Source organism: Leptospira bourretii, assembly GCF_004770145.1.
Taxonomy (GTDB): Bacteria; Spirochaetota; Leptospiria; order Leptospirales; family Leptospiraceae; genus Leptospira_A; species Leptospira_A bourretii.
Genome location: NZ_RQFW01000019.1, coordinates 90,720 through 114,818, shown reverse-complemented (window position 1 = coordinate 114,818; position 24,099 = coordinate 90,720). Strand labels below are relative to the sequence as shown.

The following is a 24,099-nucleotide window of genomic DNA, read 5'->3' as shown; positions in this document are numbered from 1 at the left end:
ATGTTTATGCCCTTAAGGTGTTTGGTATTTCCTAGGATTTGTATAGAAAAATGAATGTCCAGGAAAATTCGGTTTTTACAGGGATCTGTCAGAAGATTTCCTGTCCAAGTAGGTAGAGATTATGAACTTAGACTCGTTTTCATTTAGCCCAAATGACCCCGCAGATGCTGTCCTTTTGAACGCTGTCCAAGGCAAACGGATCTCTCCTGCAGAAGCACTCCTCCTTTACAAAAGTGGGGACTTTCTGAAAATCCAAATGGCAGCAAGGTTCCTTCGGGAAAAAATTCGTCCTCATACAGAAGCCAGTTACACTATGTTCCGAGTGGTGAATTATACCAATTATTGCAATGTGGAATGCAGTTTTTGTTCCTTTATGGATGAAATTGGGAATGGAAAAGGTTATGTTCTCTCCAAAGAAGAGATTTTACAAAAAATGGATTATGCCGTGGAAGAAGGAGCAGACCAAATGTTTCTCCAAGGTGGTGTGTATCCAAATCTTCCTTTTGATTATTATTTAGATGTCATTCGGACGGTAAAAGCAAAATACCCCAAGATGCATATCCGTGCCTTTTCTCCTGTGGAAGTGATCAATTTAGAAACCATCACAGGAAAACCTCTCAGGGAAGTTTTACTCATTTTAAAAGAAGCGGGTCTTGATTCGGTTCCTGGAGCTGGGGCAGAAATTCTCACAGAAAGGATGCGCCAAATCATTTCCCCAAAAAAAGCCACTGTATCGGAATGGGTTCGTGCAATGGAAACCTGTCACGAAGTAGGACTCCTTGGATCAGCAAACGTCGTTTTTGGATCGGAAGAAACAGAAGAAGAGGTAATCGAACACCTAAGTGTGGTCCGAGACCTCCAAGACAGAACCGGTGGATTTTTATCTTTTATTCCTTGGACCTTCCAACCACAAACCAAAAGGTTTAAAGTCAGGCCAGTGCCCACGCATGAATATTTGAAAGTGCTTGGGATCTGCCGCATTTTTTTAGACAATATCAAACACATTGAAACTTCCGTGATGGTTCTTGGAAAAGGTGTGGGACAACTGGCACTTTATTCCGGGGCTGATGATATTTCCTCTGTTGTCATTGAGGAGAATGTACTTCGTTCTTTTGGATTAAAAACAGAAAAGGAAGCTCGTAGGTTTTTAAAAGAAGGAGGGTTCCAACCCATCCGACGAAACTTACTCTACACCGAAGAATACGACTGCAACCGAGCAGGGGTGGAGTAAAAAAAAAGACGGGCTTTCACCCATCTTGGAAGTTTTACACCTTATCCGTTACGGACATAAACTGAGAATCAGTCTCAATTTCAACGCTAATGAAATTTGCAAAACCTGTCGATCTTTTTTTTTAAGATTCGATAAGAGTGATTCTGTTTCTTCCCTCATTTTTTGAGGTATAGAGGGCTGTATCAATTTTGTGATAGAGTTCATCAAAACTCGGATCGTCTTCTGGACGAAAGAGTGTGGCCCCAATGGATACTGTTAGGGTAAGGGACTCTCCTGGTTGGTTGTGAATGGGGATTTGTAACCGTTCCAATTTCTCACGAATGGACTCGGCAAGAACCTGCAAACCTTCTCGATCAATGGGAGAAACGAGAAGGCAAAATTCATCTCCTCCAATTCGTGCCGCAATGTCTGTGATCCTTGTTCGGGACTTTACCGTTTTGGCAAAAGCTTGGATGGCAAGGTCTCCTTGTTTGTGACCGTATTTGTCATTGATTGCTTTTAACCGGTCCAAATCTAAAATCACAAGACCAATGATAAACCCTTCTCTGTTGGATCTTTTTTTATAGAGATCAAACTGTTCGAGCAGATGACGCCTGTTAAATAGTTCTGTCATCGAATCCACACGAGAAAGGTCTTCGATTTTTTGATTGATCCGAAGTAGTTTCCCGACTGTGATCCTAAGTCTTGCCTTGACCCGGTATTCTTCAAACCGCCAATAGTTGATGAGGAGGTTTGCCACAAATCCAAAGGCGAGTAAAAAAGAAACGATGAGAACATCTTGGTAAAAAACAAAACGATCAAATCCTTGGATGCGTGAAAAGTTTAAATGTAAGGGAATGAATACAGCAATGTAAAGAGTGGAAAGAAGTAGAATCCGGAAAGGTTCAATCCATAGAAGAATTGAAGCACTGGCAATGACAATGGCAGAACCAAACAGATAATAGGCATGGTTTGGTTTATCATACACCATCATTGGAATATAGAGTAAAATCAGACCAATGAGGACAAGACTTGTGATTCCGTAGATATGTCTTTGGTAGAGTTTGACTCTTTTTTTTCCAAAGAGATAAACAAAAAAACAAATGCCAAGAGAAGAGATTCTAAAAAAAGCAATCCAGAAACTGGCTTCTTTGGTTCGCACAAGGGAATCAACAAACAAAAGAGAGATGATCGAAGTAAAGGCCGTCATCACACTAAAAATCTGAAGGGAAGAGCCTATGTCGGAAATATTTGTGGCGGTGAAACTAGGATGGTAGGTTCGTAAAAACATTTTACGAAAAACAAAAAAATATCTTTTGAATGTATGCCTACGCATGTAAGAACCAGAACTAAAGATACCGAAAATCTAAGATCTGTAAACCATTTCCTTGAGTTAGAAAATGATTACCTTCCTTTGGGATCTAGCAAGAACTTCAGGAATTGTCATTCCATCACTGCCTAAAGTCCGAATTCTTTCCCCATTGGAATAAAGTATTACTCCTTTGATTCCAAAATTTCCAATCATGGTAAATGAAATTTGATCGAGTCTGTCTTTTAAAATTTCCATACTCCCTCCATAACCGATATCTTCCGAAATTGAAAGATGGAGAATTCCATTTTCCAAACGGTAATTGGGCTCCATTCGGACTCTTTTGGATAGAGCCGAAAGTATCCCTTTGCCTTTTTCTTCAGGATTTGGTCCTTTTGTAAGTTCTTGGAATAAATAGGGAATGGGATCTCCCCCTGGAAATTCCCGGGTGAGTTTGACTAGCTGGGATTGGCTATTTTTGCCGGTTCCATAAAATTTTAAGAAATATACAGGTAAGTACCCGGCATCCACTTGCAGTCGTTTGCCGGCGCCAGGAAACCTGTCTTCAGGAAGGGTGATTTCCGGAATGGTTTCATCCACTAGTTTTGTGCGAGGTTTTTGTTTGGAATCAGAATCAGGGAAAGTTTGGGTCAAAACTTCTTCTTCCCAATTCAAATCATCTTCCCAATTTTCTTTGGCAAAAGGATCGGAAGGTTCCGCAAATTTTCCCTTATCTTGCGATTTGCCTATATTGCGGAATCCTTGTTTGGGGAGAAAACTTCCAGTGGCTTTCGGGTCAAAGCCCATCGACTTTTCAATGAGGACCAGTACAAGAAAAATCCCGCCAATCAAATAGCGTAAAGATTTCCATTTATCATCTTGGATTTGGGGATGTACCGCCACAGTATCAATGTCGGAAAAGTAGAGAATTTCGAATTTAAAAAAATTCTTTCAAATTGGGTAAATCATCGAATTTCCAATCGAAATCCGGAATTTCACCAGGAAGGCCGTGACCATAGGTGCAGAAGCCAAATGGACATCCATTCTCTCTTGCTGCTTCCCAATCACTATGTCTATCTCCAATCATCGCAATGGCACTTGGTTCTAAATTGTATTTGCGAACATACTCAGCAAGGATTTCTCCTTTGGTATGGATGGTGTCTTGGTTGATGACAACAATTGGTTCGAAGTATTGTAAAACGCCTGCTGTATCTAAAACGGTTTCAATATAAGCTTTTCTTCCGTTGGAGGCACAAGTGATGGTGTATCCTTTTTCTTTCAGATAATGGATGGTAGAACCGACACCTGCATAAAAATCACCACCACCGCTTCTGATAGCGTCGCAGAGAAGGTCTAGAACCCTTCCAGAAATAATATCACGTTCGGCTTCGGGAAGGTCAGGCAAAAGGTTTTTAAAGATGGTACGAACGGGTTTCCCAATCTCATTCATAATCTGGTCATGACTCGGTAAGGACGTGATTTTTCCCGTCTTTTGTGCAAACTCTTCGATTGCCTGCACATAGGTCTTAAAGATTATGGATTCTGAGGAAAATAAGGTCCCATCGACATCGAAGGCGACCATGCGGATTTCCCCCAGGCGGTTTTCTTGCATTACCACCAGAAAAGAATTTGGCGGTCTCTTGGCAAGTAAGGAATTGGAAGTTATGCTCGTGCAAAGCAGTTTATCAGAAGTTCTTAAGGCGCGCGAAGAGTTGTATTCCCGAACAAATTGGACGGATCACACCTCGCAGTTGCAAAATCGAGTGAAAGGGGAAGACTTATCTCGGTATTTTGTTCTAACAGAATCGGAACTCATAGGAATTAGAGAAACCATTCGTTTGCATGTTTCTACCACTCCGTATTACCTTTCCTTGTCAAGCCCCGATGACCCCAATTGTCCCATTCGAAAAATGATTGTTCCTCGTTCCGAAGAGGCAGTCCTTTCTTCTGAAGAAAGTGCCGATCCTTTAGATGAAGAACGACTAAGCCCTGTTCGTGGGCTGACCCATATGTATCCCAATCGAGTTCTTTTATTTTCCAACCATTCTTGTAGTGTGTATTGCCGCCATTGTATGCGGGGACGAAAGGTATCTTCCAATGAAGAAAGAATGGAAAAAGGGGATTTGGAAAAGGCATTTGAATACATTCGAAATCATTCAGAAATAGAAGATGTAGTCATTAGCGGTGGAGATCCATTAAACTTAGCAGATTCAAGACTTGATTGGATTCTTTCGGAATTAAACTCCATCCCTCATGTAAAAATTTGTAGATTAGGTACAAGAAACCCAGTCACTTTGCCATTTCGCATAACAGAGACTTTGTGTAAAATCATTGAAACTTATAATAACGACAAACTTTCCATATTTTGTAATACCCAGTTCAACCATCCCAAAGAATGTACAAAAGAATCGAAAGAAGCAATCCTCCGGTTATTAAAAGCTGGTGTTTCTGTCGGGAACCAGTCTGTACTTTTAAAGGGAATCAATGATGAGGAAGAGACCATGCTAACTCTTCATAAAAAACTTTTGGAGATGCGTGTTCGTGCTTATTACCTATATGATCCGGAACTGATTCCCGGTTCCAGAGGGTTTCGTACCCCGCTTGCCCGTGGGATTGAAATTGTAGAATACATGCGGGGAAAAATTGGAGGGATGGGGATCCCACAATTTGTAAATGACCTTCCTGGTGGAGGTGGTAAAATTACCATTGCACCTAACTGGTATTTGGGGTATAATCCCAAAACCCGCCAACATGTATTTCGATCGGCAGTCACAAAAAAAATCCATTTATCCTTTGAACCAGTAGATTCCAATAAGGAATCCTATTATCCTGTTTTGAGTGATGTGGATTTGGAGAACCTAGGCTTATGAAAGGAACTGTGATTCTTGCATGTGATGTGTATGATCCAAATGAACCCGAACTTTCTCAGGAATGGGAATCAGAAGAGACCATCCAAAAAATGGAAACTACCATTAAGGATTTGGGTTATGATGTTGCTGTTTTATCAAACCCAACAGAGATAACATCAGTTCTTTGTAACATCCCCATAGAAGAAAGAAAACATTGGATAGTTTGGAATTTAATTGAAGGATACCAGTCTCCAAACAGAGAAGCCTACATACCGGCGTTATGCGAATATTTGGCCGTGCCTCATACGGGAAGTTCTGCGGCAGTCCAAACATTCACTTTAGATAAATACAAAACCAAACTTTTTTTAAAATCCTTTGGAATCCCCACAGCAAATTTTTGGCTTGTGGAAGATAAAAACCAAACACCACCGGGGAACTTTCCTTTGTTCCTCAAACCAAATGGCGAGGGTTCGAGTCTTGGCATAAACGAAAAAAATCAGATTCAGAATACTAATGATTGGATGGAAGTTTTACCTGCGTTAGTTGGAAAATACAGTCCAGTCCTTGTTGAATCTTATCTTTCGGGAAGGGAACTGACAATCGCTGTACTCGGAAATAAAGGGAGTTATTCGGCCACAGCTCCTGCCTTTGTGGAGTATCCCGGATCTGTATACAGTGATCTTGTCAAATCTAAAGAAAGTTTTGTGGAATCTTTGGATTTTTCTGTGCCAAAAGAACTAACTACTTCTTTGCAAACTTATGCAGTACAAATTGCCAATCTTATAGGAAGTTCTGGTTACATTCGTATCGACTTTAAATTGGAAAAAGACCTACCGTATTTTTTGGAAGTGAATGCCACTCCCGGTTTTTCTTCTGTTTATTCCACATTACCATTGTTATGGGAAAGTAGTGAAAGAACTTACCCTGAACTTTTAAATTATGTTTTGGATTTAGGGTTTCAGGAATATAAACATCATCATCGTTACAAGTATGCAAAGGATAAAAACTTATGAACATCGTGGAAACTTTAAAAAAGGATGTAGAAACTCATCCCATCCTTAGATCGCAGTGGTTGTTAGAACGAAGTGCCTCAATGAGTTTTAATGACTTAATTTTATGGCTAAGCCAAGAATACTTTGTATCCATTGGCTTTGTGGATTGGTTTTTGTTAGTTGCGGCTAAAACAAGAGATCAAAATGCAAAAATTGTCCTTGTGGAAAATATTTGGGGGGAACTCGGAGAAGGAAAAATCGCAGACACTCACGTTTCCATTCTCATTGAATTTTTAACAAAATTAAAATTTGATTTTGGCAACCATAAGATCCTACCCGAAACCAAAACGTATTTGGATAAAATGGAGTCTATCATTGCAAGAGGATTCTTTTATGGGCTTGGAGCACTCGGTCCGGCAAATGAATACCTATTAAAATTGGAATATTCTCAGATTGCTCTGGCCTACAAAAAACTAAAAACGGAAATGACCCTTCCCGAAGGGAAATTTTTCCAAGTAAATTTAGAAGCCGATGAAGGTCATAGCCAACGTATGTTTGAGTTGATTGAAGAAACAGCCATCACTGACGAATCAAAGAAGCAAGTGATCGAAGGAAATTTACAGGCTCTTGTGGCAAGGGAAGATTTTTACAAAGGTCTTTCTCGTTTGGATCAAGAACGCCTTACGAAAGTTTAGTTCGAAATCGTTTCAAAAAAAACATAACTCCCATTCCGAAAAAGGGGACCAGGGGCAAATACAAAAGGATACTGAAGTATTTGTATTTGTCCATTTTCCAACTAAGTTGTCGTACCGCAAAAAATCCAGGATAACGTATCCCTGATTCAATGAGTTGGACTTCCCCCGCGCACAAAGTTTTGTTTAGTTGTTTGTGAATGGACTGAAGTTCCGTATCTGTAAGCTTATGAAAGGAAACAATTGCCACCTGATCCTTCGTTTTTTCTCGAATGGATTTTGCCAGGCGGGTACAAAACCCACAATTCCCATCATACACTAAGACTGAATTTTTAGATAACATAGGTTGGGGTTTACTTTGGAAAAAAATCTTCAGGTTGTGACTTTAAGATTTGGATGGTATCTGGAATGAGTGCTTGGCCAAGTCCCAACCAATAATAATACCAACTTTCATCTTTTTCAATGCCTTGTGCGACAGACATATACCATTTGTTGATATTATTGTCAGGTTTGCTTCGCCAAAAAAGTGGTCTACAATGTTCTAAAATTTGATCCCAAATATCGCGACCCACACCGGCCCCTCTTGCCACCCCATTGACTGCAAATTTAGAAAGCAAATACCCATTTTCTGTTTTTTGCATCCAGGCACAGGCCCTATAAGATTCTTCTAAAAATAGAACATCAAATTTAGTTTTATAAAACTCAGGTTTTAAAGGTTTTCCAAAGGATTCTTCGATCAGTTGAAAAACTCTTTTCATATCCACATCCTCAGTGGAATGACAAACCCTGATTTTGTTTTTTCGCTTCACTAGTGTTCCGCTACCTTTCACTGTAAAAAGTTCAGTCAGTAGGGTAAAGGGTGAGGTAAGGACAATACTGAATTTTGGATCCTCTATCTTTGACAATAGGTCTTCGGAAAGTTGGATGAATTCCTCCTGTGACCGAGACAGTGTCATCCCTTCCGGGAGAGACAAATGAGAATCACTTTGTAAGATAGATTTTACTTTATTTGTATTTGGATCTTTCAGTGGACCATCGATGGAAACATAAATCACCTTAGAAGAATGGAGGATGGAGCGACAACGATCGATGAGTGCTGAAAGTTTTTCTGATTCATCATCCCAAAGTAAAATTGGGATTTTTTTCTGACGGATACTTTTGGTAACTTCCTCTTTTAGGGGATTGTTACGATCCACAACTTGGTAAGAAAAACCAAGGCTTCTTTCTGCATCGGAATTTGTTTGTTCGAGTGGGAAAAAAACTTTTAAGTATTGGAAACTATCAACTTCTAAAATGACAAAGGGAAAAAGATCCAATTGGTAAAGGAGTTTTAGATCTGAAAACAAAGCTTCAGAACTATCAAAAATCGTTTCCGAGTCGGCATAAAGAATGGCAAAGGATTCAGGCGATAAAGATTGGAATTCCTTTAAGAAAAGTAGTCCATCTCTCGGATCTCTTGTGATTTCAAAGACCCGACTGAGTACGTCTTTGGAATTCATTTCCCCCCTCGGATTTCATAATCAACAATCTTTGCTTTGAGGTTTGCGTGTTTCAAACTCAAATGAGTATTTTCTTTGAGTCCAAATTTTCCAAGAAGAGAAAAATCTCCCGATAGAACGGTAAACTTCCATCCACCAAATTCATTTTTGATGACTTTTCCAAATTGAAAGTACATCTCTTTTAAATCTTCCATTGGTTTTCCTATCCGGTCCCCATAAGGAGGGTTTGTCACTACATGTCCCTCCTTTCCAAATTGGTTTTTGATATCTAAACAATTTCCTACTTCAAATTGCACAAAATCTTCCACCCCAGCTTCGTATGCATTTTCTTTTGCAATCCGAACTGCTTCTGGATCAACATCAAATCCAAAGAGATGCGGAGTATCTGGTTTTTCTTTTTTCCTTTCATTGAATACATACGTTGGAAATAAGATTTGAAAAACAGGAGATTCTGCAAATAGGAAACGATTGATTTCGCCATACAGCCGTTCGCGGAGAGCCGCTTCGATGAGGATGGTTCCCGATCCGCACATGGGATCAACCAAAGTGTTTCCTTCTTTCCATCCGGATACTTCGAGCATGGCTTGGGCAATGGGTTCTCTCACAGGTGCATTCCCTGCAAAAAGTCTGTATCCACGTCTTCCAACGGGATCTCCCGAAAGAGAAATTTCAATGCTAAACTTGTCTGTATGAGATCTCACAACTATGGTGATATCTGCCATTCGTTTTTCAATTTCCGGGAGAGGGACTTTTTTACTCCGCAATCGATCAAGGACTGCATCTTTGGTTCGATGCATAGTGAATTCAGAATTTTTTAATTTATCTTTGGTTTCAGCATCTATTCGAAAACTAACTTCGGGTCCAATGTATTTTTCCCAAGGAAGTTCACTGACTTTGGCATAAAATTCGTCGTAAGTCTCCGCATTTTCATGTAACAACTGTAAATTGATTCTTGATGCAAACTTGCTATGAATGGCAAACTGAATGACATCTTCTTTTTTTCCGGCAAAAAAAACTCCACCCCGGTTGGAACTGGTAATTTTAAGATGGTGGGTTTTTATTTCGGTTTCCAAAAGCGGAGAAAGTCCTTCTCCGCAAATGGCATGGTAAGTGGGGTGAGTAGGTTTTATTCCGAGTCTCCTAATTTTTGAGCCAAGTAGTTTTGGATGCTAATCGAATCGATAATGGATTTTTGTGTTTCAATCCAATCAATATGTTCTTCTTCAGAAACAAGGATTTTTTCCAAAAGTTCTCTTGTTCCATTGTCTTTGGCTGCTACGCAGATATCAATGCCACGGTTGAGTCTTTCTACCGCATTGTATTCTAACTGTAAGTCATGATCCAACATCTCAGGAACCGTTTGGCCTACGTTGATTTTTAAATACTTTTGCAAGTCAGGAGTTCCATCGAAAAAAAGAATCCTTTCAATGATTTCGTCTGCATGTTTCATCTCTTCGATAGACTCTTTTCTGAGGTATTCAGCAAGTTCCAAATACCCCCAGTTTTTACAGACTTTTGCATGAATAAAATACTGATTGATGGCTGTGAGTTCTGCAGCTAGAACTTCCGCTAAAATGTCGATTACTTCTTTTTTTCCCTTCATATGGGTAGCCTCATTTTCTCTCTTCAAATGGAAAGATAATTGGTTTTCATAGAATAGGCAAGCGTAAAGTATATTCCAATGAAGAAAGTTTACATTCACAATCCATCATTGAGTGTATTCGGAAAACACAAAGGATCACAACTTGATTTATCCTTTGTGACCGCAAAACAATCTGTACATGAGTTTCAATCTCACAGAATTCAGTTCATCATTTACGCTAGTTTTTCACCTGATTCCTATAATCAAGAATACCATTTATCTGCAAAACTCCCGGGTTTATTGGGAATTCGTGACGTTTATTCCATAAGAATGGAAACGGCTTCTTCTTCAGGAGCAGCCGCTTTCCAATTGGGGGTGAATTTAATTCTCAGTGGAAGGTTTGAGCATGGACTTGTTGTGGCAACAGAATTGATGAGCCAACTCAACCGAGAAGAGAGTAATCTTTTGTTAGGTTCTGTTCTCTCTGATTCCCAACGAGCACTTGGAATGTCTATGGCGCAAGGTGGAGCCATGATCACTCGTAAGTATTTAAATGATTATGGATACAAAGAAGAAGACCTTTTTGCCATTGCAAAAAAATTACATGACAACGGTCTCTTGAATCCAAAAGCACATATCAAAAAGAATTTAACCCAGGAAGAATACCAAAACCAAACAAAGATTGCAAGTCCCTTAGGTTTGTATGATATCTCACCACTTTCCGATGGGTCGGCAGCGCTGATCCTTTCCAAAAATCCTAGTTCCATTTCTGTCAAAGGGATGGGGTCGGGAACCGCTCCTTTTCTTTCATCAGCGGATCCCAGTTTTTTGGCCAATCGCATTGCCTTTGAAAAAGCCTATGCTGAAGCTTGTGTGGGACCAAGTGATATTGATTTTGCAGAACTTCACGATGCGTTTACTCCTTTTGAACTTGTTGGGGCCGAAGATGCAGGTTTTTTCAAACGAGGTGAAGCCTTATTCCAGGTAAAAGCAGGCCTTACCCATCCTAAGGGCAAAATTCCTATCAATTCTTCAGGTGGGCTCAAATCGCGGGGCCATCCTGTGGGTGCTTCTGGCCTTGCACAAATTGTCGAACTTTGCCGGTTCTTTGAGGAATGGCCGGAAAAGCGGTTGGCAATAGCACAAAGTATAGGTGGACTTGCTACAAACAACTTTGTGTCGATACTAGAAAGAGACTGATGCCAGAAAAAATACTCATCATCCAAACCGCGTTTTTAGGTGACCTGATCCTATCCACTTCGTTTTTCCATGCGGTCAAAACGGAACATCCTGGAGCAGAAATCCATGTACTCGTGAATGCAGGTACAGAATCTGTTTTGGAAAACAATCCAGATTTAACAAAAGTTTGGTCACTTGATAAAAAACGAATCAAAAAGAATCCTTTTGCGTTTTTGCATTTCGCTGGATTATTAAAAAAAGAGAACTTTAACAAAGTGTATTCGGCACATTTTTCGTTTCGTTCAAGTTTGTTATCCTACCTCACTAGGGCTCCGATTCGTATTGGTTATAAAGAATCTGGTTTTTCTTTTTTACATACAAAGACGGTGCAAAGACCCAAACAAGGTCCACATGAAGTGGAAAAACTATTTTCCTTATTATTTGAGGAATATGATTATCCTACAGGTAGAGAAAGACGACCATATTTATTCCCAGGGAAACCAGAGGAAGATTCTTTTTTAACAAAGAAAAAAGAAATTTTAAACCATGAAGAAGGATACATTCTGATTGCTCCTTCTTCTCTTTGGGAAACCAAACGAATGCCAGAAGAAAAATTTGTGAGTGTCATTACACAAATCCTACGCAAACGAAAGGAAACAGTTATTTTAATTGGAAGCAAAGCAGATTTAGAAATTGAGAATACCATAATACGGTTGATGAAAACAGAGCCTTTAGAACTAAAAGAAAGGGATCGTTTGTTTTCTCTTGTGGGTAAAACAAATTTAAAAGAACTAATGGTTTGGATTCGGAATGCCAGTGCGATTATTTCCAACGACTCAAGTCCCATTCATTTTGCATCTGCTTTTAATACTCCGACGGTTATGTTGTATGGTGCAACCATCCCTGCGTTTGGATATGGAAGCCTTTCAGATAAACATAAAATCATGGAAGTACAAGGTCTAAATTGTAGGCCTTGCGGGATTCACGGTGGACGAATTTGTCCAGAAGGACATTTTCGTTGTATGATGGACCAAAATCCTGTACGTATTTTCGAGGCCTTAGAGGAAGTCATCACTCATGAAATTACCAAATAAAAAAACAAGAGAATACAATTCTAAGTTATATCGTAGTCGGATCACAAACATTCAGAAAAAGTTAAAAAAGGGGGAAATCTTTTTACTTTTTGCAGCAAACCATAAGATTAGAAACCGGGATGTAGAATATAAGTTTCGCCAGAATTCCGATTTTTATTACCTAACAGGGATTACAGAAGAAGACTCTATCCTTGTCATCACTCATGATGTTTCAGGGATGTTCTGTTTACCCAAAGACAAAGAAAAAGAAATTTGGACGGGGATTCGACTTGGAAAAGAAAAAATCAAATCCATGTTAGGTTTGGATTTTTCTTATGATTTAAGTGAATGGGAAAAAGAAAAGTCTGCCATCCTGATTGGGAATCATACCTTATACTATTTTTTTGGAGAAAATCCAGACCGTGACCGGGAGCTGATTTCCGAATGTCGAAATCTATCGGAAAGGGCAAGGGAAGGGAAATTCGGTCCGCATAGGATCGAACATCCACATTTTCTACATGAAGAAAGACTCACTAAATCCAAAGAGGAAATTTCAATCTTAAAGAATGCAGCTGATGTCACAAAACATGGACATATGCGCATTATGCGAGAGAGTAAACCGGGGATGTATGAATATGAATTGGAAGCTCTCCTTGACCAAGAGTATATAAAATACGGATCAATTGGAGGGGGATATGGCCATATTGTTGCCGCAGGAAAAAATGCCTGTATCCTGCATTACGTTAGTAATGACGACCTCCTCAAAGAGGGAGATTTGGTCCTTGTCGATTCAGGTGCGGAATGGAATTATTATACGGCAGATGTCACACGTGTGTTCCCCGTGGGAAAAAAATTCACTGAAGCACAAAAAACAATCTATGAAATTGTCTTGTATGCTCAGAAAAATGCGATTCGTAATTCTATATCAGGAACTCCTTTTAATGAAGTGCATGAAAAAACGGTTCGCTTCCTCAGTGATTGTCTAAGGGAAATGGGTTTTTTAAAAGGGAGTTTAGAAGAGATCATCGAGAAGGGCACCTACCGAAAATTTTATATGCACCGGACAGGTCATTATTTGGGAATGGATGTACATGATGTCGGGCGATACTTTTTGGATGGAAAATCTAGACCATTGAAAGATGGTCAGGTAGTGACTGTGGAACCTGGATTGTATTTTGATCCAACGGATGAAACCATCCCGAAAGAATTTCGAGGGATTGGAATTCGAATCGAGGATGATATTCTCATCCATGGTAAAACGCCCATCAATTTAACCGAATCCATTCCGAAAGAAATTTCTGAAATTGAATCTTTAAAGAGTTAATGGATTCCAACTTTTTAATGTTAGTTGGTTTTTGATGAGTAGAGAACTTCCAAAACGATTTCGATCCGTTCGCTATTTTGATCGTATCAGCTCGGAAATTGCAGACATTGTTCGTAGTGAAATGGAAAAGTTGGGTTATCCCGGGCTTACGACTTCACATTTTGAAATTTTAACCTTTCTCTTACGTAGCACTGTTCCCATCAATATGACACAAATTGCCAAAACCATTGAGAAGACGAAGCCCACTTGTACAGTTCTTGTCAACAGATTGGTCAAAGAGGGCCTTGTGGAAAGAAATCCATCTCCAAATGACGGAAGAGAATGGGCCTTACTTTTATCAAAGGATGGGAAAAAAATACGAAAGAAGATTGTGACAATTTCTGCAAAACTTCTTTCGTTACAAACATGGGGAATCTCAAAAGAAAGCGAGGATATTTTATATCCTATCCTCGAAGAAATTTACAAACACATTCGAAATAAAAGAGAAAATTAAATCATTCGCTTTTTTTAGGAAGTAAAAACAGGTCTTCTGACTTGAACGGAAGCAGAAATACCTTCTTGCGCATCCTTTGATTGGATACTTTGGATGGTCGCTTGGATATCCGTTTCAATTAACGATAAAATGTTTTTTTGTACATTCAAAATTCCTAATTTTGTATCTTTCATTGCTGACAGGGAATTTTTCTTTAGTTTGGTTTGAAGAGATTTCGACTTTTTCTTTACGTCTTCTTCTGTTCCAACAATTTCTTCAAACAAACTTGGCATTTCTTTGGCTTTAAATGCATCACCTAACAATACATGCCTTTTTGCAGCATCATATCCAACGGCTTCACCGAGAAGGGTATAGATAAATGAAGGAACTTGGATTCCAATTTTTACCTCAGGCAAACCAAATCGAATGTCTTCTGTCGCATAACGATAGTCACAAACAAGGGCAAGCATCGCTCCATATCCTAAAGCATGGCCAGAAATTTCTGCGATTGTTGGAACGGGAAGGGTAAACAAACCTTTTAAGTTGTCATAGAACAAATTTAAAAAGGGAGCTAAATCTTTGGAAAGATCCATTGTGCTGACAGTGGTAAGATCAAGTCCTAAAGAAAAAGACCCAGGAGAATCACTTTTTAATACGATGGCTTTGGAATTGGATTCCTTAGCGATTTGAATTGTTTTTTTCAATTCCAAAAACGATTCGTTAGAAAAACTGTTCTTGTCGTTAATGCCCAATCGGATAAATCCGATTCCGTCTACTTGTTCGAATGATATCATAGGAATCCTCGGGAAAAAATGGTTAGATGTCTAACTAATAGAATGGGCCAAAAAACAGACAAGTTTATTTTTGTTTAAATTGAATTTAAAAGATAGGTTTTGATGACTTCTTTCATCACGGAAAGGCCAATGGGAAGGGCATCTTCATCAAAATCAAAAAAAGAACTGTGGTGGGAGTGGATAAATCCTTTGGTCTCGTTCCGAGAACCAATAAAAAAATAACAACCTGGTCTTTCCATTAGAAAAGCCGAAAAGTCTTCGCCTCCCATGGTCCTTGTATTTTCTTCAGTGAGGCAGTTTTCACCGAGAACATTTTTTGCAGCGGTTCGGACGATGTCAGCCATACCTGAGTCATTGATGGTGGGTTTGTCAATTCGGTTGTATTCAAAATCAACGGTGGCTCCAAACCCAGCGGCAATTTGGTTCACCAGAGATTCCATTCGTTTGGGAATCATTTCATAAACGGATTTGGAATAGGTGCGAACTGTTCCATGAAGGGTTGCTGTTTCCGGGATGACATTGAAGGCATTTCCAGAATGGAATGATCCCACGGTCACCACACAGGGTTCCAAAGGATCCACATTTCTGGAAACTAATGTCTGTAAAGCGGTCACCAAGTGAGAACCAACTACAATCGGATCCACTGTGTGCTGGGGGATTGCTCCATGGCCAGAGGTTCCTTTTACTGTAATTTTAAATTCATCAACGGAAGCCATCATGGTACCGTTGACAACCCCCACTTTCCCGAGATCAATATGATTCCAAACATGGAGAGCAAAAACGGAATCTACTTTGTACCGGTCCAAAATTCCAGAAGCGATCATTTTGTCAGCCCCTGATCCACCTTCTTCCGCTGGTTGGAAACAAAGGAGAACTCGACCTTTGGGGACAAATTCCGAAAAAGAGGATTTTAGTTCAGAAGAAAGTGCCATAAGGATGCTTGTATGCCCATCATGTCCGCAAGCATGCATCTTACCGGGGTTTTTGCTTTTGTAGTCGTGGTTATTTTCTTCATGGATGGGGAGGGCATCCATATCGGCTCGGACGAGGATGGTTTTTCCAGGAATTCCAGAATCAAATAAAGCAACAAGTCCAGTTTCTGCGATCCCTGATTCCACTTGAAAACCCAAAGACTCTAAATGTGCCTTCACAAAAGAAGCAGTTTCCTTTTCCTCATATTTGAGTTCGGGGAACTGGTGGAAGGTTCGCCTGTAACGAACCATTTCCTCTTTTCTGTGCGAAGGGTAAACTTTCATAATTTGTCAGTTTCTTGTTTGGCTCTTTTTTCGACTTCCTCTAAGATTGAGTAAAGATCGAGACCATATTTCTCAAATAGAGAATTTTTAGCCAATTCGTAACGAACTAAATTGATATTAAAGTTAATCTTTGCTTGTGTCACGGCAAGTTCGACATTCGCCAAACTATCCAAGGCATTTTTGACGTTAACGGCTGTATACCGTCCTTGGCGAAATCGTTCGATCAGTCCATTATAGAAAATTTCGGTTTCTTTTCTGGTTTTTAATAAGTCCTTTAAAAGAGCATGGCTAGCTAAAACCGCTTCGTACCGGTTATCAATTTCTTGCGTAATCTCTTGTTCCAAGTTTTGGATTTTCATCTCGTTCACTTTGAGATTCGTTTCCGCATCTCGAATTCCCGCTTTGATTCCTAAGTCCCAAAGAGGGTAAGACATCTTTAATTCAGCCAGAATTTGTGGATGGTTAAAGGATGTGATTCCTCTTTGGCGCGCAATGAAATTGTCTTGGGGTGAAATAAAATTCTGTCCAATCGAGCTATAAGAAAAGGTGGCAAGTAATGAAGGATCATCTTCAGCAAGAGCAGTACTCAAAGCAAGTTTTGCAATTTCTCTTTCCCGTTTTAACATTAAGTAATCGGTTCTTCTAGAAAGTGCATATTCTTTGTCAGCCTTGAGGTTGATTCCCGTTGGCAAAGTTTCACTTAGGTCAGTGACTCCTTCAATAGAAGAGCCAGTGTCCACGTTGAGAATTCGCACTAAATTTCTTTCGGCTTCAATTCGATCTACTTTTGCTTTTTCTAAAAGAGATTGGGTTCTAAGAAATGCTTGGTTCCACTGGTTGACTTCAAATCCTTCCGAGAGCCCCAGTCCAGTTTTTCGTAAGGTTAGGCGCCTGATCTCTTCTGTATTTTTTGATACTTTTTCGTATGTGGCAATTCGAGAATCTACAATGCTAAGAGACCAATAATCCACGAGGATCTTTACTACAAGTTGGGTCAATATGTTGATATAGTTTTCGCGAACAAGAAGGGTTTGATTTTTTAAAAGTTTTTCTTTATCTTCTTCGTTTTTACCAAATCCATATTTCAGTAACTCTTGGGACAATGTCGCAGTGACAGCACCTGTGTACATAGGGGGAGCAGCAAGTAAACTTCCAAATCCACTCTGAGATGCAGGATCTTCAAAGGCATTTACGTCATAACGAATTGTACTGATTTCTGTTTTGAAATAAGTTCCGGTTTTGAATTGTTTTTCGATACCGGCAGAAATTTTATCCTGGGAACGAATTGTTCCGGCAAAGATGTTGTTTCTGTTATTCGGAAAAAGTTGTTTGGAAGACTGGATACTTGCCAACGCCTTCCAAGTGTATTTGGATTCATTTTTCCATTCGGGGCTGTCAGCTTTGACAATTTCCAATTTGGCATTTTGAACAATGGTATTGTTCTCAATCACCTGTTCGATGGCTTGGGAGATCGTGAGTCGTAGTTTTTTCGGACCATTCCCCGATTGGAGGGATTCAGGAATGGTATTCCCATTTTCCCACTGGGAAAGCTGCATCCGTTTGACATCCTCTTCAAAGTCAGTTTCCGCAAAAATAGGGAAACTTAAAAGACTAAAAGATATTAACCAGCTGGTCAACTTTCGAGGACTGATAAAAAAATACGGGGTAGAAATATTGTGACTGTTCAATGGAAACTTCTTAAACCCCTTACACAGACAAGATGAAAAAATCAATCTTGTCAATCAACCTAAAATGTAAAAAGCTACGTGGAGAAACCTTAGTTTCTGGGAGAACATTGTGGCAAATCTGTCGAAAAAACCGAATCGTTTGGTTCATGAAAAAAGTCCTTATCTGTTACAACATGCACACAATCCCGTTGATTGGTTTCCCTGGGGAGCGGAAGCCTTCGAAAAAGCCCAAAAAGAGGATAAAATCATCCTTTTGTCCATTGGGTATTCGACTTGTCACTGGTGCCATGTGATGGAACGGGAATCCTTTGAAGATGATTCCACAGCAGAAGTCTTAAACCGTAATTTCGTATGCATCAAGTTAGACAGGGAAGAACGTCCAGACATTGATAAAATTTATATGGATGCTTTGCATGCTATGGGAACCCAAGGGGGTTGGCCTCTCAATATGTTTCTTACCCCCACAAAGGAACCAATCCTTGGGGGAACTTACTTCCCTCCTGAAAATCGCTACGGAAAACGAAGCTTTAAAGAGGTCCTTCGATTGGTCTCGGAAGCATGGAAGAACCAAAGAGAAGAACTCGTCACAGCTGCTTCTGATTTGACACAGTATTTACGTGATAATGAAACTAGACCCAATGAAGGAAAGCTACCTGCTAAAGAAATCATCGAAAATAATTTTGAACGATACCTGCAAGTGTACGATAAGGAATTTTTTGGATTCAAAACCAACTCAAGTAATAAATTTCCCCCGAGTATGGCCCTCAGTTTCCTTACGGAATTCTACTTATTAAAAAAAGACCCACGTGCCTTGGAGATGGCATTTAACACAGCCTATGCCATGAAATCCGGTGGGATTTATGACCAAGTGGGTGGTGGAATTTGCCGTTATGCGACTGATCATGAATGGCTCGTTCCCCATTTTGAGAAAATGTTGTATGACAACTCCCTCTATGTAGAAGCCCTCTCTTTGTTATACAAGGCTACAGAAGAACCTTTCTTTTTAGAGGTGATTCGAGAAATCGTTACCTATATCAGACGTGATATGACCTTGGATTCCGGTGGGATTGCCAGCGCAGAAGATGCCGATTCGGAAGGAGAAGAGGGAAAATTTTATCTTTGGACCCATTCTGAATTGAATCAAATTGTTCCTGATGAAGAAATCCAAGGATTTTGGAATGTCACCGAAGAAGGAAATTTTGAACACCAAAACATCTTACATGTATATTGGAAGGGAAAAAATCCTTTTGTGGATGGAATTCAATTCAAACCAGAGTTTACTCACAAATTAGAATACGCAAAAGAAAAACTTTTGGCAAATCGCAGCCAAAGGATTCGACCCCTTCGGGATGACAAAGTCCTTACTTCCTGGAATTGTCTTTGGATCCGAGCACTTTTGTCTGCTTATGAAGTTTCCGGTGATACTGAGTATCTCAATGATGCCAAAAAGATTTATCAGTTTATCACAAAACAACTCGTTGGTGATGATGGTTCCATATTAAGGAGATTCCGGGAAGGAGAGGCCAAATACTTTGGAACCTTACCCGATTATGCAGAATTCATTTGGGTTTCTATGAAACTTTTTCAGTTGGATGAAGATATTGAAGCCTATACAAAGGGAAAACGTTCTTTGGAATATTTGTTTTCTCATTTTGCCTCCACTGTGGGTCCATTTTACGAATCCTTTCATGGGAATGAAGATTTAATTGTAAGAACTATTGAAGGTTACGATGGAGTTGAACCATCTGGGAATTCAACCATCTTACATTTGTTTTATCTTTTGTTTTCTTTTGGATACAAAGGACAAGATTTAGAATCAAAGGCCAATGCTATTTTTTCTTATTTCCTTCCAGAACTAACGCAAAATTCATTAAGTTACCCTTCGATGATATCAGCATTCCAAAAATTTCAATACCCTTCGAAGGAAGTCCTTGTGGTTTACAAAGACAAGGATGCAACGGAAATCAAATCCATTCGGAAAAAACTAAGTGAATTAAAAGATCCGAATTTGGTTTGGCTAGTATTAGAAGAATCAAAGGCAAAACAATTAGCGGAAGAATTAGAACTCCTTACGGGTAGAGGGGCGGGCTCTGGGATTTTATTCTATGTTTGCCGTAATTTTTCTTGTGAATTGCCAAAAGACAATCTAGAAGAAGCACTCACTCTTATACAACAATAGGAGTGGCATCTCCCCAGAGACGATCTAATGAATAGTAGGTTCTCATTTCGTCTGTCATAATATGCACACAAATTTCACCGTAATCGAGAAGGATCCAACCCGTTGCGTCCTTGGGTAGATCTGTTAGGTTTTGTCTTTTGACTGCAAGTTTCAAAGGTTTCATGTATTTATCAATATCTTTCGCACAAGATCTACCTTGTGTTTCTGTTTTGACCGTTGCTATTACAAATAAGGATAAATAACTATGTACGTCTTTTAGATCCAGAAATTGAATGTTTTCACATTTTTTGTCAATTAACGTTTGTTTGATTTTTTTGAGATGTTCTATTGTCTCGGCGCTGATATTCGGCATTTTAGTCCTTGGAATTTTGAAAATCTTCCCCGAGGATCACAGTGGCATCTAACCCTAAATCTTTTCTCAGTGCAAAGTAAACCTTGCGTCCTTGAAATGTATCGGAGATAAGATCGGTGTACTGTGTGTTTCCGGAGCGGTTTAGGATGATACTGGATTTAAAACTAGAATCCCAGGCATTGTCAACGGAGAGAACTTTCAGACCCTTATCATTCAGAAGCACCTTACCATATCTGGCAAGCCCATTTTTAGGAGTTCCATTCAAGACTTCGATCCTTGCTCTTTCCCCTTCGCTAAAAGATAAGGATTTGAGTTCACTAGAAAATTTATGGAAGGCAACTTTTACCGTTTCTTCATTGGCTTTTAAAACTTCATCTTTGAATTTTGGGCGACCCATTGGCTCACCTGGAACTTCGGAAACTCCAAAATGAATCTTTTCTTTCTTCAAAAAATCGATCAATGTTTCCCATTCTTTGACAGAAAGATTTGTGGTCATCTGGCTATGAAGATAAGCTACCCTTTGTTTTCCGAGTAGATCTTTTTTATCATGAATGGATTCAAGGATGGTTAAGAATATTGTTTCTTGGATTTCGAGCCTTCTGATATAGGAAATCATCGATTCATCTGCAAGGGAACTCATCCAATCAAATGTGTCCTCGCCATCTAGAATATAGGTTTGTTTATTCCGTGCGTAATTCTTTGTTATGTGTAATGACTTCGGCTCAAAAAATAAATTTAACCCACCGAGTAAATTGACCCAATTCTGAAATTGTTCTTTGGTCAAAACTATTTTAAAGGGGATGTTGGAATCTAAAGTGTCTTCTAAAACAGACTCAACATAGGAAGGTGCTGAGCTTCCTTTCTCTTTTAGACATTTACTTCCATCATCAAAACTGGTTTTTGGATTTACAAAAAAAAGGGCAGCTTTCTTTTCATTGGGATAAAACTCCGCATAAAGAGAAAATAGATACTCATCCTTTTCACCTAGAACAGAAAAAAGGATGGGAAGTCGTTTGCTTTGTGAAAATTTTTGGTCTAACGAAAATCCACCTTTGGAGCGGAAAATTAAAAACAAAAGGGCAATCAAAAAAAAGGATCCTGCAGCAATCAAAAGTGTTTTTGCAGGGATTGGTTGTTTTTTGGGAGCTTCACGTAACATCGATTTGGTTTTCCTTAATCAAATTGGCGGATCGGTTGTACATCTGAAATGTATAAGGATGGATGACTTCCTTTTTTTCCATAAGAAAAGAAATGGTTTGAGAGGCTTTCATAAAAACTCCGTATAATAAATTTTCCTCTGTTTTTGCCACCCATAAGGAAAGGTCAGGTTGTCGGAATGCAAAATCAGATCCTAAAAAATCTGCAGCATAGAGAATTTGGTCCAAAAGTGAAGGGGAAGTATTTCCCAATGTATGAGAGGAGATTGCTTTTGCAATTTCTGGATCGGAAAAACCATATTCTTTCTCTAACCATAAGGGAGCCGAAAAAGCATGTAGGGCCTGCGAGGGAATATCGTTTAGGTCTAGAGAATATTCTTGAAAGAGTTTCGAATGGACTTCCGATTTTTTCTGTTTGGTGATGTCATGACAAAGGCCAGCGAGGTATGCTTTTTTTGGATAGGGGTGTCCGTGAATTTTTGCAAGTGATTCTGCATAGTTGGCCACTCGGAGAATATGTTGGAACCTGGTTTCTGTGACATGGTTTGGAACTTCTTCGGTAAAAAATAAAATCCAATCCTCAAAGGAAACATTTGTCTTTGGAATTTGTTTCACTTTGGGCCACCATTATCTTTTGCGTTTAAAAACTTCAGGGCAAGTTCCCTAGTTTTAGGTAAAAGATACTCTGTGACTAAGTTTCCATTCAAAACTTGTCGAATTTCCGTGCTACTGATGGGTAATACTGGATTTGCCAAAACTGTGATTTTAGATTTGGGAAAAAAATCTGGAATGAAAACTTCATTTGGAAAAGAAGTCTCTCTTCTCACCACGACAACCATTTTGACGAGAATTAGAATTTCTCGATAGGACTTCCATAGATCAAAGGAGCTTAAATTATCTTCTCCTATCACAAGAGAAATTTGCGAATTTGGATGGAGATTCTGCAATAAATGTAAACTATCAACCGTATAACTTGTATTTCGTTTTTTGATTTCCTCATCCCAAAGGATCACTTTTTCCGAAAGGAAACTTTCAAATTCACTCAAACATAATTCCCAAATTTCATTTGCACGAAACTCTTTTCCCGTTTTTTTTAATGGGGAAACAAAATTAGGACAAATATAGAGTAAGTCATTGGGATAGAATTTGGAAATCGTTTCAATGACATGGCGATGTCCCAAATGTGGGGGATTGAAACTTCCTCCAAAAAACAAAACTTCCATCTTTATCCGCGGACTTGTCCTCTTCCTGTCACATAAGTTGTGGTCGTTGTTAGGTGAATGAGTCCCATTGGTCCACGGACATGGAGTTTACCAGTAGAAATTCCAACCTCGGCACCAAGTCCATATTCACCGCCATCATGAAACCGAGTGGAACAATTGACAAAAATGGCAGCACTGTCTAGTTCCTTTTGGAAGGTTTGGATTTCTGTAATGTCATCAGACAAAATACATTCCGTATGACCCGAACTGTATTTTCGAATGTTTTCCATTGCCTCGGAAAGAGAATTTACTAATTTTATGCTAAGTCTCGTGTCTAAAAACTCTGTATAAAAATCTTCTTCCGACGCCGGTTTGGTCGAAGGCAGAATTTTGCAAATGGATTCATCCCCAAGAATTTGAACCCCATTTGCTTCCAAAGATTCCAATAAATTTTTTAAATTAGGATAGTCTTTATGAACCAAAAGGTTCTCCAAAGCATTACAAACGCCTGGGCGTTGCACTTTTGAATTCAGTAAAATCGGAAGGACAATCTCTGGATTTGCATGTTGGGAAAGGTATAGATTGGTAACACCTTTATCATGTTTGATGACAGGAATTTTACTGTTTTCGGATACAAACCGAATGAGAGCCTCTCCACCTCGGGGAACAATCACATCAATCAAATCATCTAATTGGAAAAAAGGAACCATTGCCTCTCTGTTTGTATTTTCGACAAAGGTCACGACATCCTTTGTCACGCCGGGTAGGTTTTTTTCTTCAATGGCCTGATGAAATAAAGAAGAAAGGATAAAATTTGAATGAAATGCTTCTGAACCACCACGTAGAATACAGGAATTCCCCGATTTAAAGGAAAGGGAAGCAATATCAATGATGACATTGGGTCTAGATTCAAAAATCGTCATCACCACACCAATGGGCACTCGTTTGGTAAGAAGTTCGAGTCCATTGGGAAGGATGGTGCCCCGAACCACTTCACCCACAGGATCTGGCAAATTACGAATTTCTTCGATACTTTTTGCCATAGCAGCAATTCGTTTGGAATCTAGAAGCAAACGGTCCATCATCGATGATGACAAACCTTTTTCCTGGCCATTTTTCATATCGATTTGGTTTTTTTCTATGATCTGCTTTTGATTTGCCAAAAGAAGTTCTTCCACACGTTTTAAAACTGAGTTTTTTTCTAAGGTGGTTAAAGCCTTTAAACCTCTGCTTGCTAACTTTGCTTTGGTGGCTAATGTTTTTGCATAAATTGAATTTTGATCTGCCATA

24 protein-coding genes are annotated in these 24,099 nt (G+C 39.3%); 9 read left to right on the top strand and 15 right to left on the bottom strand.

Features of this window, described 5'->3' with window-relative positions:
* The first annotated feature begins 121 nt into the window (after nucleotides 1-121).
* Entirely contained in the window at nucleotides 122-1,231 is a 1,110-nt protein-coding gene (mqnC, locus tag EHQ47_RS14855; RefSeq protein WP_135777477.1) for a cyclic dehypoxanthinyl futalosine synthase, read from the top strand.
* 121 nt (nucleotides 1,232-1,352) lie between these two features.
* Here the strand turns inward: mqnC and EHQ47_RS14850 are convergent, their stop codons facing one another.
* The 3 genes from EHQ47_RS14850 to EHQ47_RS14840 all read right to left on the bottom strand — a co-directional run bounded on the left by EHQ47_RS14850 (nucleotide 1,353) and on the right by EHQ47_RS14840 (nucleotide 4,101).
* Nucleotides 1,353-2,501 carry a GGDEF domain-containing protein gene (locus EHQ47_RS14850; protein WP_238837971.1) on the bottom strand — a complete coding sequence of 383 codons (1,149 nt, stop codon included), beginning with the start codon at nucleotides 2,499-2,501 and terminating at the stop codon, nucleotides 1,353-1,355.
* 102 nt (nucleotides 2,502-2,603) lie between these two features.
* Complete coding sequence (locus EHQ47_RS14845) at nucleotides 2,604-3,422, bottom strand: GerMN domain-containing protein (RefSeq protein ID WP_135777476.1); 819 nt, start codon at nucleotides 3,420-3,422, stop codon at nucleotides 2,604-2,606.
* Between the two features lie 34 nt (nucleotides 3,423-3,456).
* Nucleotides 3,457-4,101 carry an HAD family hydrolase gene (locus EHQ47_RS14840; protein ID WP_238837973.1) on the bottom strand — a complete coding sequence of 215 codons (645 nt, stop codon included), beginning with the start codon at nucleotides 4,099-4,101 and terminating at the stop codon, nucleotides 3,457-3,459.
* An 82-nt stretch (nucleotides 4,102-4,183) separates the two neighbouring features.
* Here EHQ47_RS14840 and EHQ47_RS14835 point away from each other — a divergent pair, with 82 nt between their 5' ends.
* The 3 genes from EHQ47_RS14835 to EHQ47_RS14825 are packed head-to-tail and all read left to right on the top strand — an operon-like array spanning nucleotide 4,184 to nucleotide 7,055.
* Nucleotides 4,184-5,389 carry a KamA family radical SAM protein gene (locus tag EHQ47_RS14835; protein WP_135777474.1) on the top strand — a complete coding sequence of 402 codons (1,206 nt, stop codon included), beginning with the start codon at nucleotides 4,184-4,186 and terminating at the stop codon, nucleotides 5,387-5,389.
* On the top strand, nucleotides 5,386-6,381 hold the full coding sequence (locus EHQ47_RS14830) for a D-alanine--D-alanine ligase family protein (RefSeq protein ID WP_135748041.1): 996 nt from the start codon (nucleotides 5,386-5,388) through the stop codon (nucleotides 6,379-6,381). Before EHQ47_RS14835 ends, EHQ47_RS14830 begins: the two co-directional genes overlap by 4 nt.
* On the top strand, nucleotides 6,378-7,055 hold the full coding sequence (locus tag EHQ47_RS14825; protein ID WP_135748040.1) for an iron-containing redox enzyme family protein: 678 nt from the start codon (nucleotides 6,378-6,380) through the stop codon (nucleotides 7,053-7,055). Before EHQ47_RS14830 ends, EHQ47_RS14825 begins: the two co-directional genes overlap by 4 nt.
* Here the strand turns inward: EHQ47_RS14825 and EHQ47_RS14820 are convergent.
* Genes EHQ47_RS14820 through bfr form a run of 4 tightly spaced genes read right to left on the bottom strand, consistent with a single transcriptional unit; the run spans nucleotide 7,042 to nucleotide 10,154 of the window.
* A complete protein-coding gene (locus EHQ47_RS14820) occupies nucleotides 7,042-7,395 on the bottom strand; it encodes a DCC1-like thiol-disulfide oxidoreductase family protein (protein WP_135777473.1) in 354 nt (117 codons plus the stop codon). The two genes, EHQ47_RS14825 and EHQ47_RS14820, sit on opposite strands and share 14 nt — an antisense overlap.
* A gap of 10 nt (nucleotides 7,396-7,405) precedes the next feature.
* The gene (locus EHQ47_RS14815) at nucleotides 7,406-8,551 is read right to left on the bottom strand and encodes an acetylglutamate kinase (protein WP_135777472.1); all 1,146 of its coding nucleotides are present in this window, start codon (nucleotides 8,549-8,551) and stop codon (nucleotides 7,406-7,408) included.
* A complete protein-coding gene (locus EHQ47_RS14810; RefSeq protein ID WP_425269585.1) occupies nucleotides 8,548-9,651 on the bottom strand; it encodes a THUMP domain-containing class I SAM-dependent RNA methyltransferase in 1,104 nt (367 codons plus the stop codon). Before EHQ47_RS14810 ends, EHQ47_RS14815 begins: the two co-directional genes overlap by 4 nt.
* A gap of 26 nt (nucleotides 9,652-9,677) precedes the next feature.
* On the bottom strand, nucleotides 9,678-10,154 hold the full coding sequence (gene bfr / locus EHQ47_RS14805) for a bacterioferritin (RefSeq protein ID WP_135693461.1): 477 nt from the start codon (nucleotides 10,152-10,154) through the stop codon (nucleotides 9,678-9,680).
* A 78-nt stretch (nucleotides 10,155-10,232) separates the two neighbouring features.
* Here bfr and EHQ47_RS14800 point away from each other — a divergent pair, with 78 nt between their 5' ends.
* Genes EHQ47_RS14800 through EHQ47_RS14785 form a run of 4 tightly spaced genes read left to right on the top strand, consistent with a single transcriptional unit; the run spans nucleotide 10,233 to nucleotide 14,202 of the window.
* Entirely contained in the window at nucleotides 10,233-11,333 is a 1,101-nt protein-coding gene (locus EHQ47_RS14800) for a thiolase family protein (RefSeq protein ID WP_135777470.1), read from the top strand.
* On the top strand, nucleotides 11,333-12,406 hold the full coding sequence (gene waaF, locus EHQ47_RS14795) for a lipopolysaccharide heptosyltransferase II (protein WP_135748035.1): 1,074 nt from the start codon (nucleotides 11,333-11,335) through the stop codon (nucleotides 12,404-12,406). The genes EHQ47_RS14800 and waaF overlap by 1 nt, the downstream gene beginning before the upstream one ends.
* Nucleotides 12,390-13,709, top strand: a complete 1,320-nt coding sequence (locus tag EHQ47_RS14790) for an aminopeptidase P N-terminal domain-containing protein (protein WP_135748034.1) — start codon at nucleotides 12,390-12,392, stop codon at nucleotides 13,707-13,709. The genes waaF and EHQ47_RS14790 overlap by 17 nt, the downstream gene beginning before the upstream one ends.
* A gap of 34 nt (nucleotides 13,710-13,743) precedes the next feature.
* Nucleotides 13,744-14,202, top strand: a complete 459-nt coding sequence (locus EHQ47_RS14785) for a MarR family winged helix-turn-helix transcriptional regulator (RefSeq protein ID WP_135777469.1) — start codon at nucleotides 13,744-13,746, stop codon at nucleotides 14,200-14,202.
* 14 nt (nucleotides 14,203-14,216) lie between these two features.
* On the opposite strand, the gene EHQ47_RS14780 is transcribed toward EHQ47_RS14785, so the two are convergent.
* The 3 genes from EHQ47_RS14780 to EHQ47_RS14770 form a co-directional block, all read right to left on the bottom strand.
* Nucleotides 14,217-14,975 carry an enoyl-CoA hydratase/isomerase family protein gene (locus EHQ47_RS14780; RefSeq protein ID WP_135777468.1) on the bottom strand — a complete coding sequence of 253 codons (759 nt, stop codon included), beginning with the start codon at nucleotides 14,973-14,975 and terminating at the stop codon, nucleotides 14,217-14,219.
* A 74-nt stretch (nucleotides 14,976-15,049) separates the two neighbouring features.
* Entirely contained in the window at nucleotides 15,050-16,231 is a 1,182-nt protein-coding gene (locus EHQ47_RS14775) for a M20 metallopeptidase family protein (protein ID WP_135777467.1), read from the bottom strand.
* Nucleotides 16,228-17,787: a TolC family protein gene (locus tag EHQ47_RS14770; protein ID WP_135748030.1), complete on the bottom strand. Its 1,560-nt coding sequence runs from the start codon at nucleotides 17,785-17,787 to the stop codon at nucleotides 16,228-16,230. Before EHQ47_RS14770 ends, EHQ47_RS14775 begins: the two co-directional genes overlap by 4 nt.
* A gap of 241 nt (nucleotides 17,788-18,028) precedes the next feature.
* On the opposite strand from EHQ47_RS14770, the gene EHQ47_RS14765 reads away from it, so the two are divergent.
* Complete coding sequence (locus EHQ47_RS14765) at nucleotides 18,029-20,098, top strand: thioredoxin domain-containing protein (protein WP_135777466.1); 2,070 nt, start codon at nucleotides 18,029-18,031, stop codon at nucleotides 20,096-20,098.
* On the opposite strand, the gene rsfS is transcribed toward EHQ47_RS14765, so the two are convergent.
* From rsfS to EHQ47_RS14740, 5 genes are read right to left on the bottom strand one after another with little or no spacing between them, the layout of a single operon-like run.
* Nucleotides 20,085-20,450, bottom strand: a complete 366-nt coding sequence (gene rsfS, locus EHQ47_RS14760) for a ribosome silencing factor (protein ID WP_135777465.1) — start codon at nucleotides 20,448-20,450, stop codon at nucleotides 20,085-20,087. The genes EHQ47_RS14765 and rsfS overlap by 14 nt on opposite strands.
* Nucleotide 20,451: 1 nt before the next feature.
* Nucleotides 20,452-21,609 carry a LytR C-terminal domain-containing protein gene (locus EHQ47_RS14755; RefSeq protein WP_135777464.1) on the bottom strand — a complete coding sequence of 386 codons (1,158 nt, stop codon included), beginning with the start codon at nucleotides 21,607-21,609 and terminating at the stop codon, nucleotides 20,452-20,454.
* Nucleotides 21,599-22,222 (bottom strand): bis(5'-nucleosyl)-tetraphosphatase (symmetrical) YqeK, encoded by a 624-nt coding sequence (yqeK, locus tag EHQ47_RS14750; RefSeq protein ID WP_135777463.1) that lies wholly within the window; start codon nucleotides 22,220-22,222, stop codon nucleotides 21,599-21,601. Before yqeK ends, EHQ47_RS14755 begins: the two co-directional genes overlap by 11 nt.
* Nucleotides 22,219-22,830: a nicotinate (nicotinamide) nucleotide adenylyltransferase gene (gene nadD / locus EHQ47_RS14745; protein WP_135777462.1), complete on the bottom strand. Its 612-nt coding sequence runs from the start codon at nucleotides 22,828-22,830 to the stop codon at nucleotides 22,219-22,221. The genes yqeK and nadD overlap by 4 nt, the downstream gene beginning before the upstream one ends.
* A gap of 2 nt (nucleotides 22,831-22,832) precedes the next feature.
* On the bottom strand, nucleotides 22,833-24,098 hold the full coding sequence (locus EHQ47_RS14740; RefSeq protein ID WP_135748025.1) for a glutamate-5-semialdehyde dehydrogenase: 1,266 nt from the start codon (nucleotides 24,096-24,098) through the stop codon (nucleotides 22,833-22,835).
* Nucleotide 24,099: the final 1 nt, after the last annotated feature.

Coding starts and splice junctions, on each gene's coding strand:
- EHQ47_RS14815 (WP_135777472.1), bottom strand. CDS start 8,551: ATGAATTCCAAAGACGTACTCAGTCGGGTCTTTGAAATCACAAGAGAT.
- EHQ47_RS14830 (WP_135748041.1), top strand. CDS start 5,386: ATGAAAGGAACTGTGATTCTTGCATGTGATGTGTATGATCCAAATGAA.
- EHQ47_RS14770 (WP_135748030.1), bottom strand. CDS start 17,787: ATGCAGCTTTCCCAGTGGGAAAATGGGAATACCATTCCTGAATCCCTC.
- EHQ47_RS14840 (WP_238837973.1), bottom strand. CDS start 4,101: ATGGTCGCCTTCGATGTCGATGGGACCTTATTTTCCTCAGAATCCATA.
- EHQ47_RS14825 (WP_135748040.1), top strand. CDS start 6,378: ATGAACATCGTGGAAACTTTAAAAAAGGATGTAGAAACTCATCCCATC.
- EHQ47_RS14790 (WP_135748034.1), top strand. CDS start 12,390: ATGAAATTACCAAATAAAAAAACAAGAGAATACAATTCTAAGTTATAT.
- EHQ47_RS14800 (WP_135777470.1), top strand. CDS start 10,233: ATGAAGAAAGTTTACATTCACAATCCATCATTGAGTGTATTCGGAAAA.
- EHQ47_RS14835 (WP_135777474.1), top strand. CDS start 4,184: ATGCTCGTGCAAAGCAGTTTATCAGAAGTTCTTAAGGCGCGCGAAGAG.
- EHQ47_RS14820 (WP_135777473.1), bottom strand. CDS start 7,395: ATGTTATCTAAAAATTCAGTCTTAGTGTATGATGGGAATTGTGGGTTT.
- mqnC (WP_135777477.1), top strand. CDS start 122: ATGAACTTAGACTCGTTTTCATTTAGCCCAAATGACCCCGCAGATGCT.
- waaF (WP_135748035.1), top strand. CDS start 11,333: ATGCCAGAAAAAATACTCATCATCCAAACCGCGTTTTTAGGTGACCTG.
- EHQ47_RS14740 (WP_135748025.1), bottom strand. CDS start 24,098: ATGGCAGATCAAAATTCAATTTATGCAAAAACATTAGCCACCAAAGCA.
- bfr (WP_135693461.1), bottom strand. CDS start 10,154: ATGAAGGGAAAAAAAGAAGTAATCGACATTTTAGCGGAAGTTCTAGCT.
- EHQ47_RS14850 (WP_238837971.1), bottom strand. CDS start 2,501: ATGTTTTTACGAACCTACCATCCTAGTTTCACCGCCACAAATATTTCC.
- EHQ47_RS14785 (WP_135777469.1), top strand. CDS start 13,744: ATGAGTAGAGAACTTCCAAAACGATTTCGATCCGTTCGCTATTTTGAT.
- nadD (WP_135777462.1), bottom strand. CDS start 22,830: ATGGAAGTTTTGTTTTTTGGAGGAAGTTTCAATCCCCCACATTTGGGA.
- EHQ47_RS14775 (WP_135777467.1), bottom strand. CDS start 16,231: ATGAAAGTTTACCCTTCGCACAGAAAAGAGGAAATGGTTCGTTACAGG.
- EHQ47_RS14755 (WP_135777464.1), bottom strand. CDS start 21,609: ATGTTACGTGAAGCTCCCAAAAAACAACCAATCCCTGCAAAAACACTT.
- rsfS (WP_135777465.1), bottom strand. CDS start 20,450: ATGCCGAATATCAGCGCCGAGACAATAGAACATCTCAAAAAAATCAAA.
- EHQ47_RS14780 (WP_135777468.1), bottom strand. CDS start 14,975: ATGATATCATTCGAACAAGTAGACGGAATCGGATTTATCCGATTGGGC.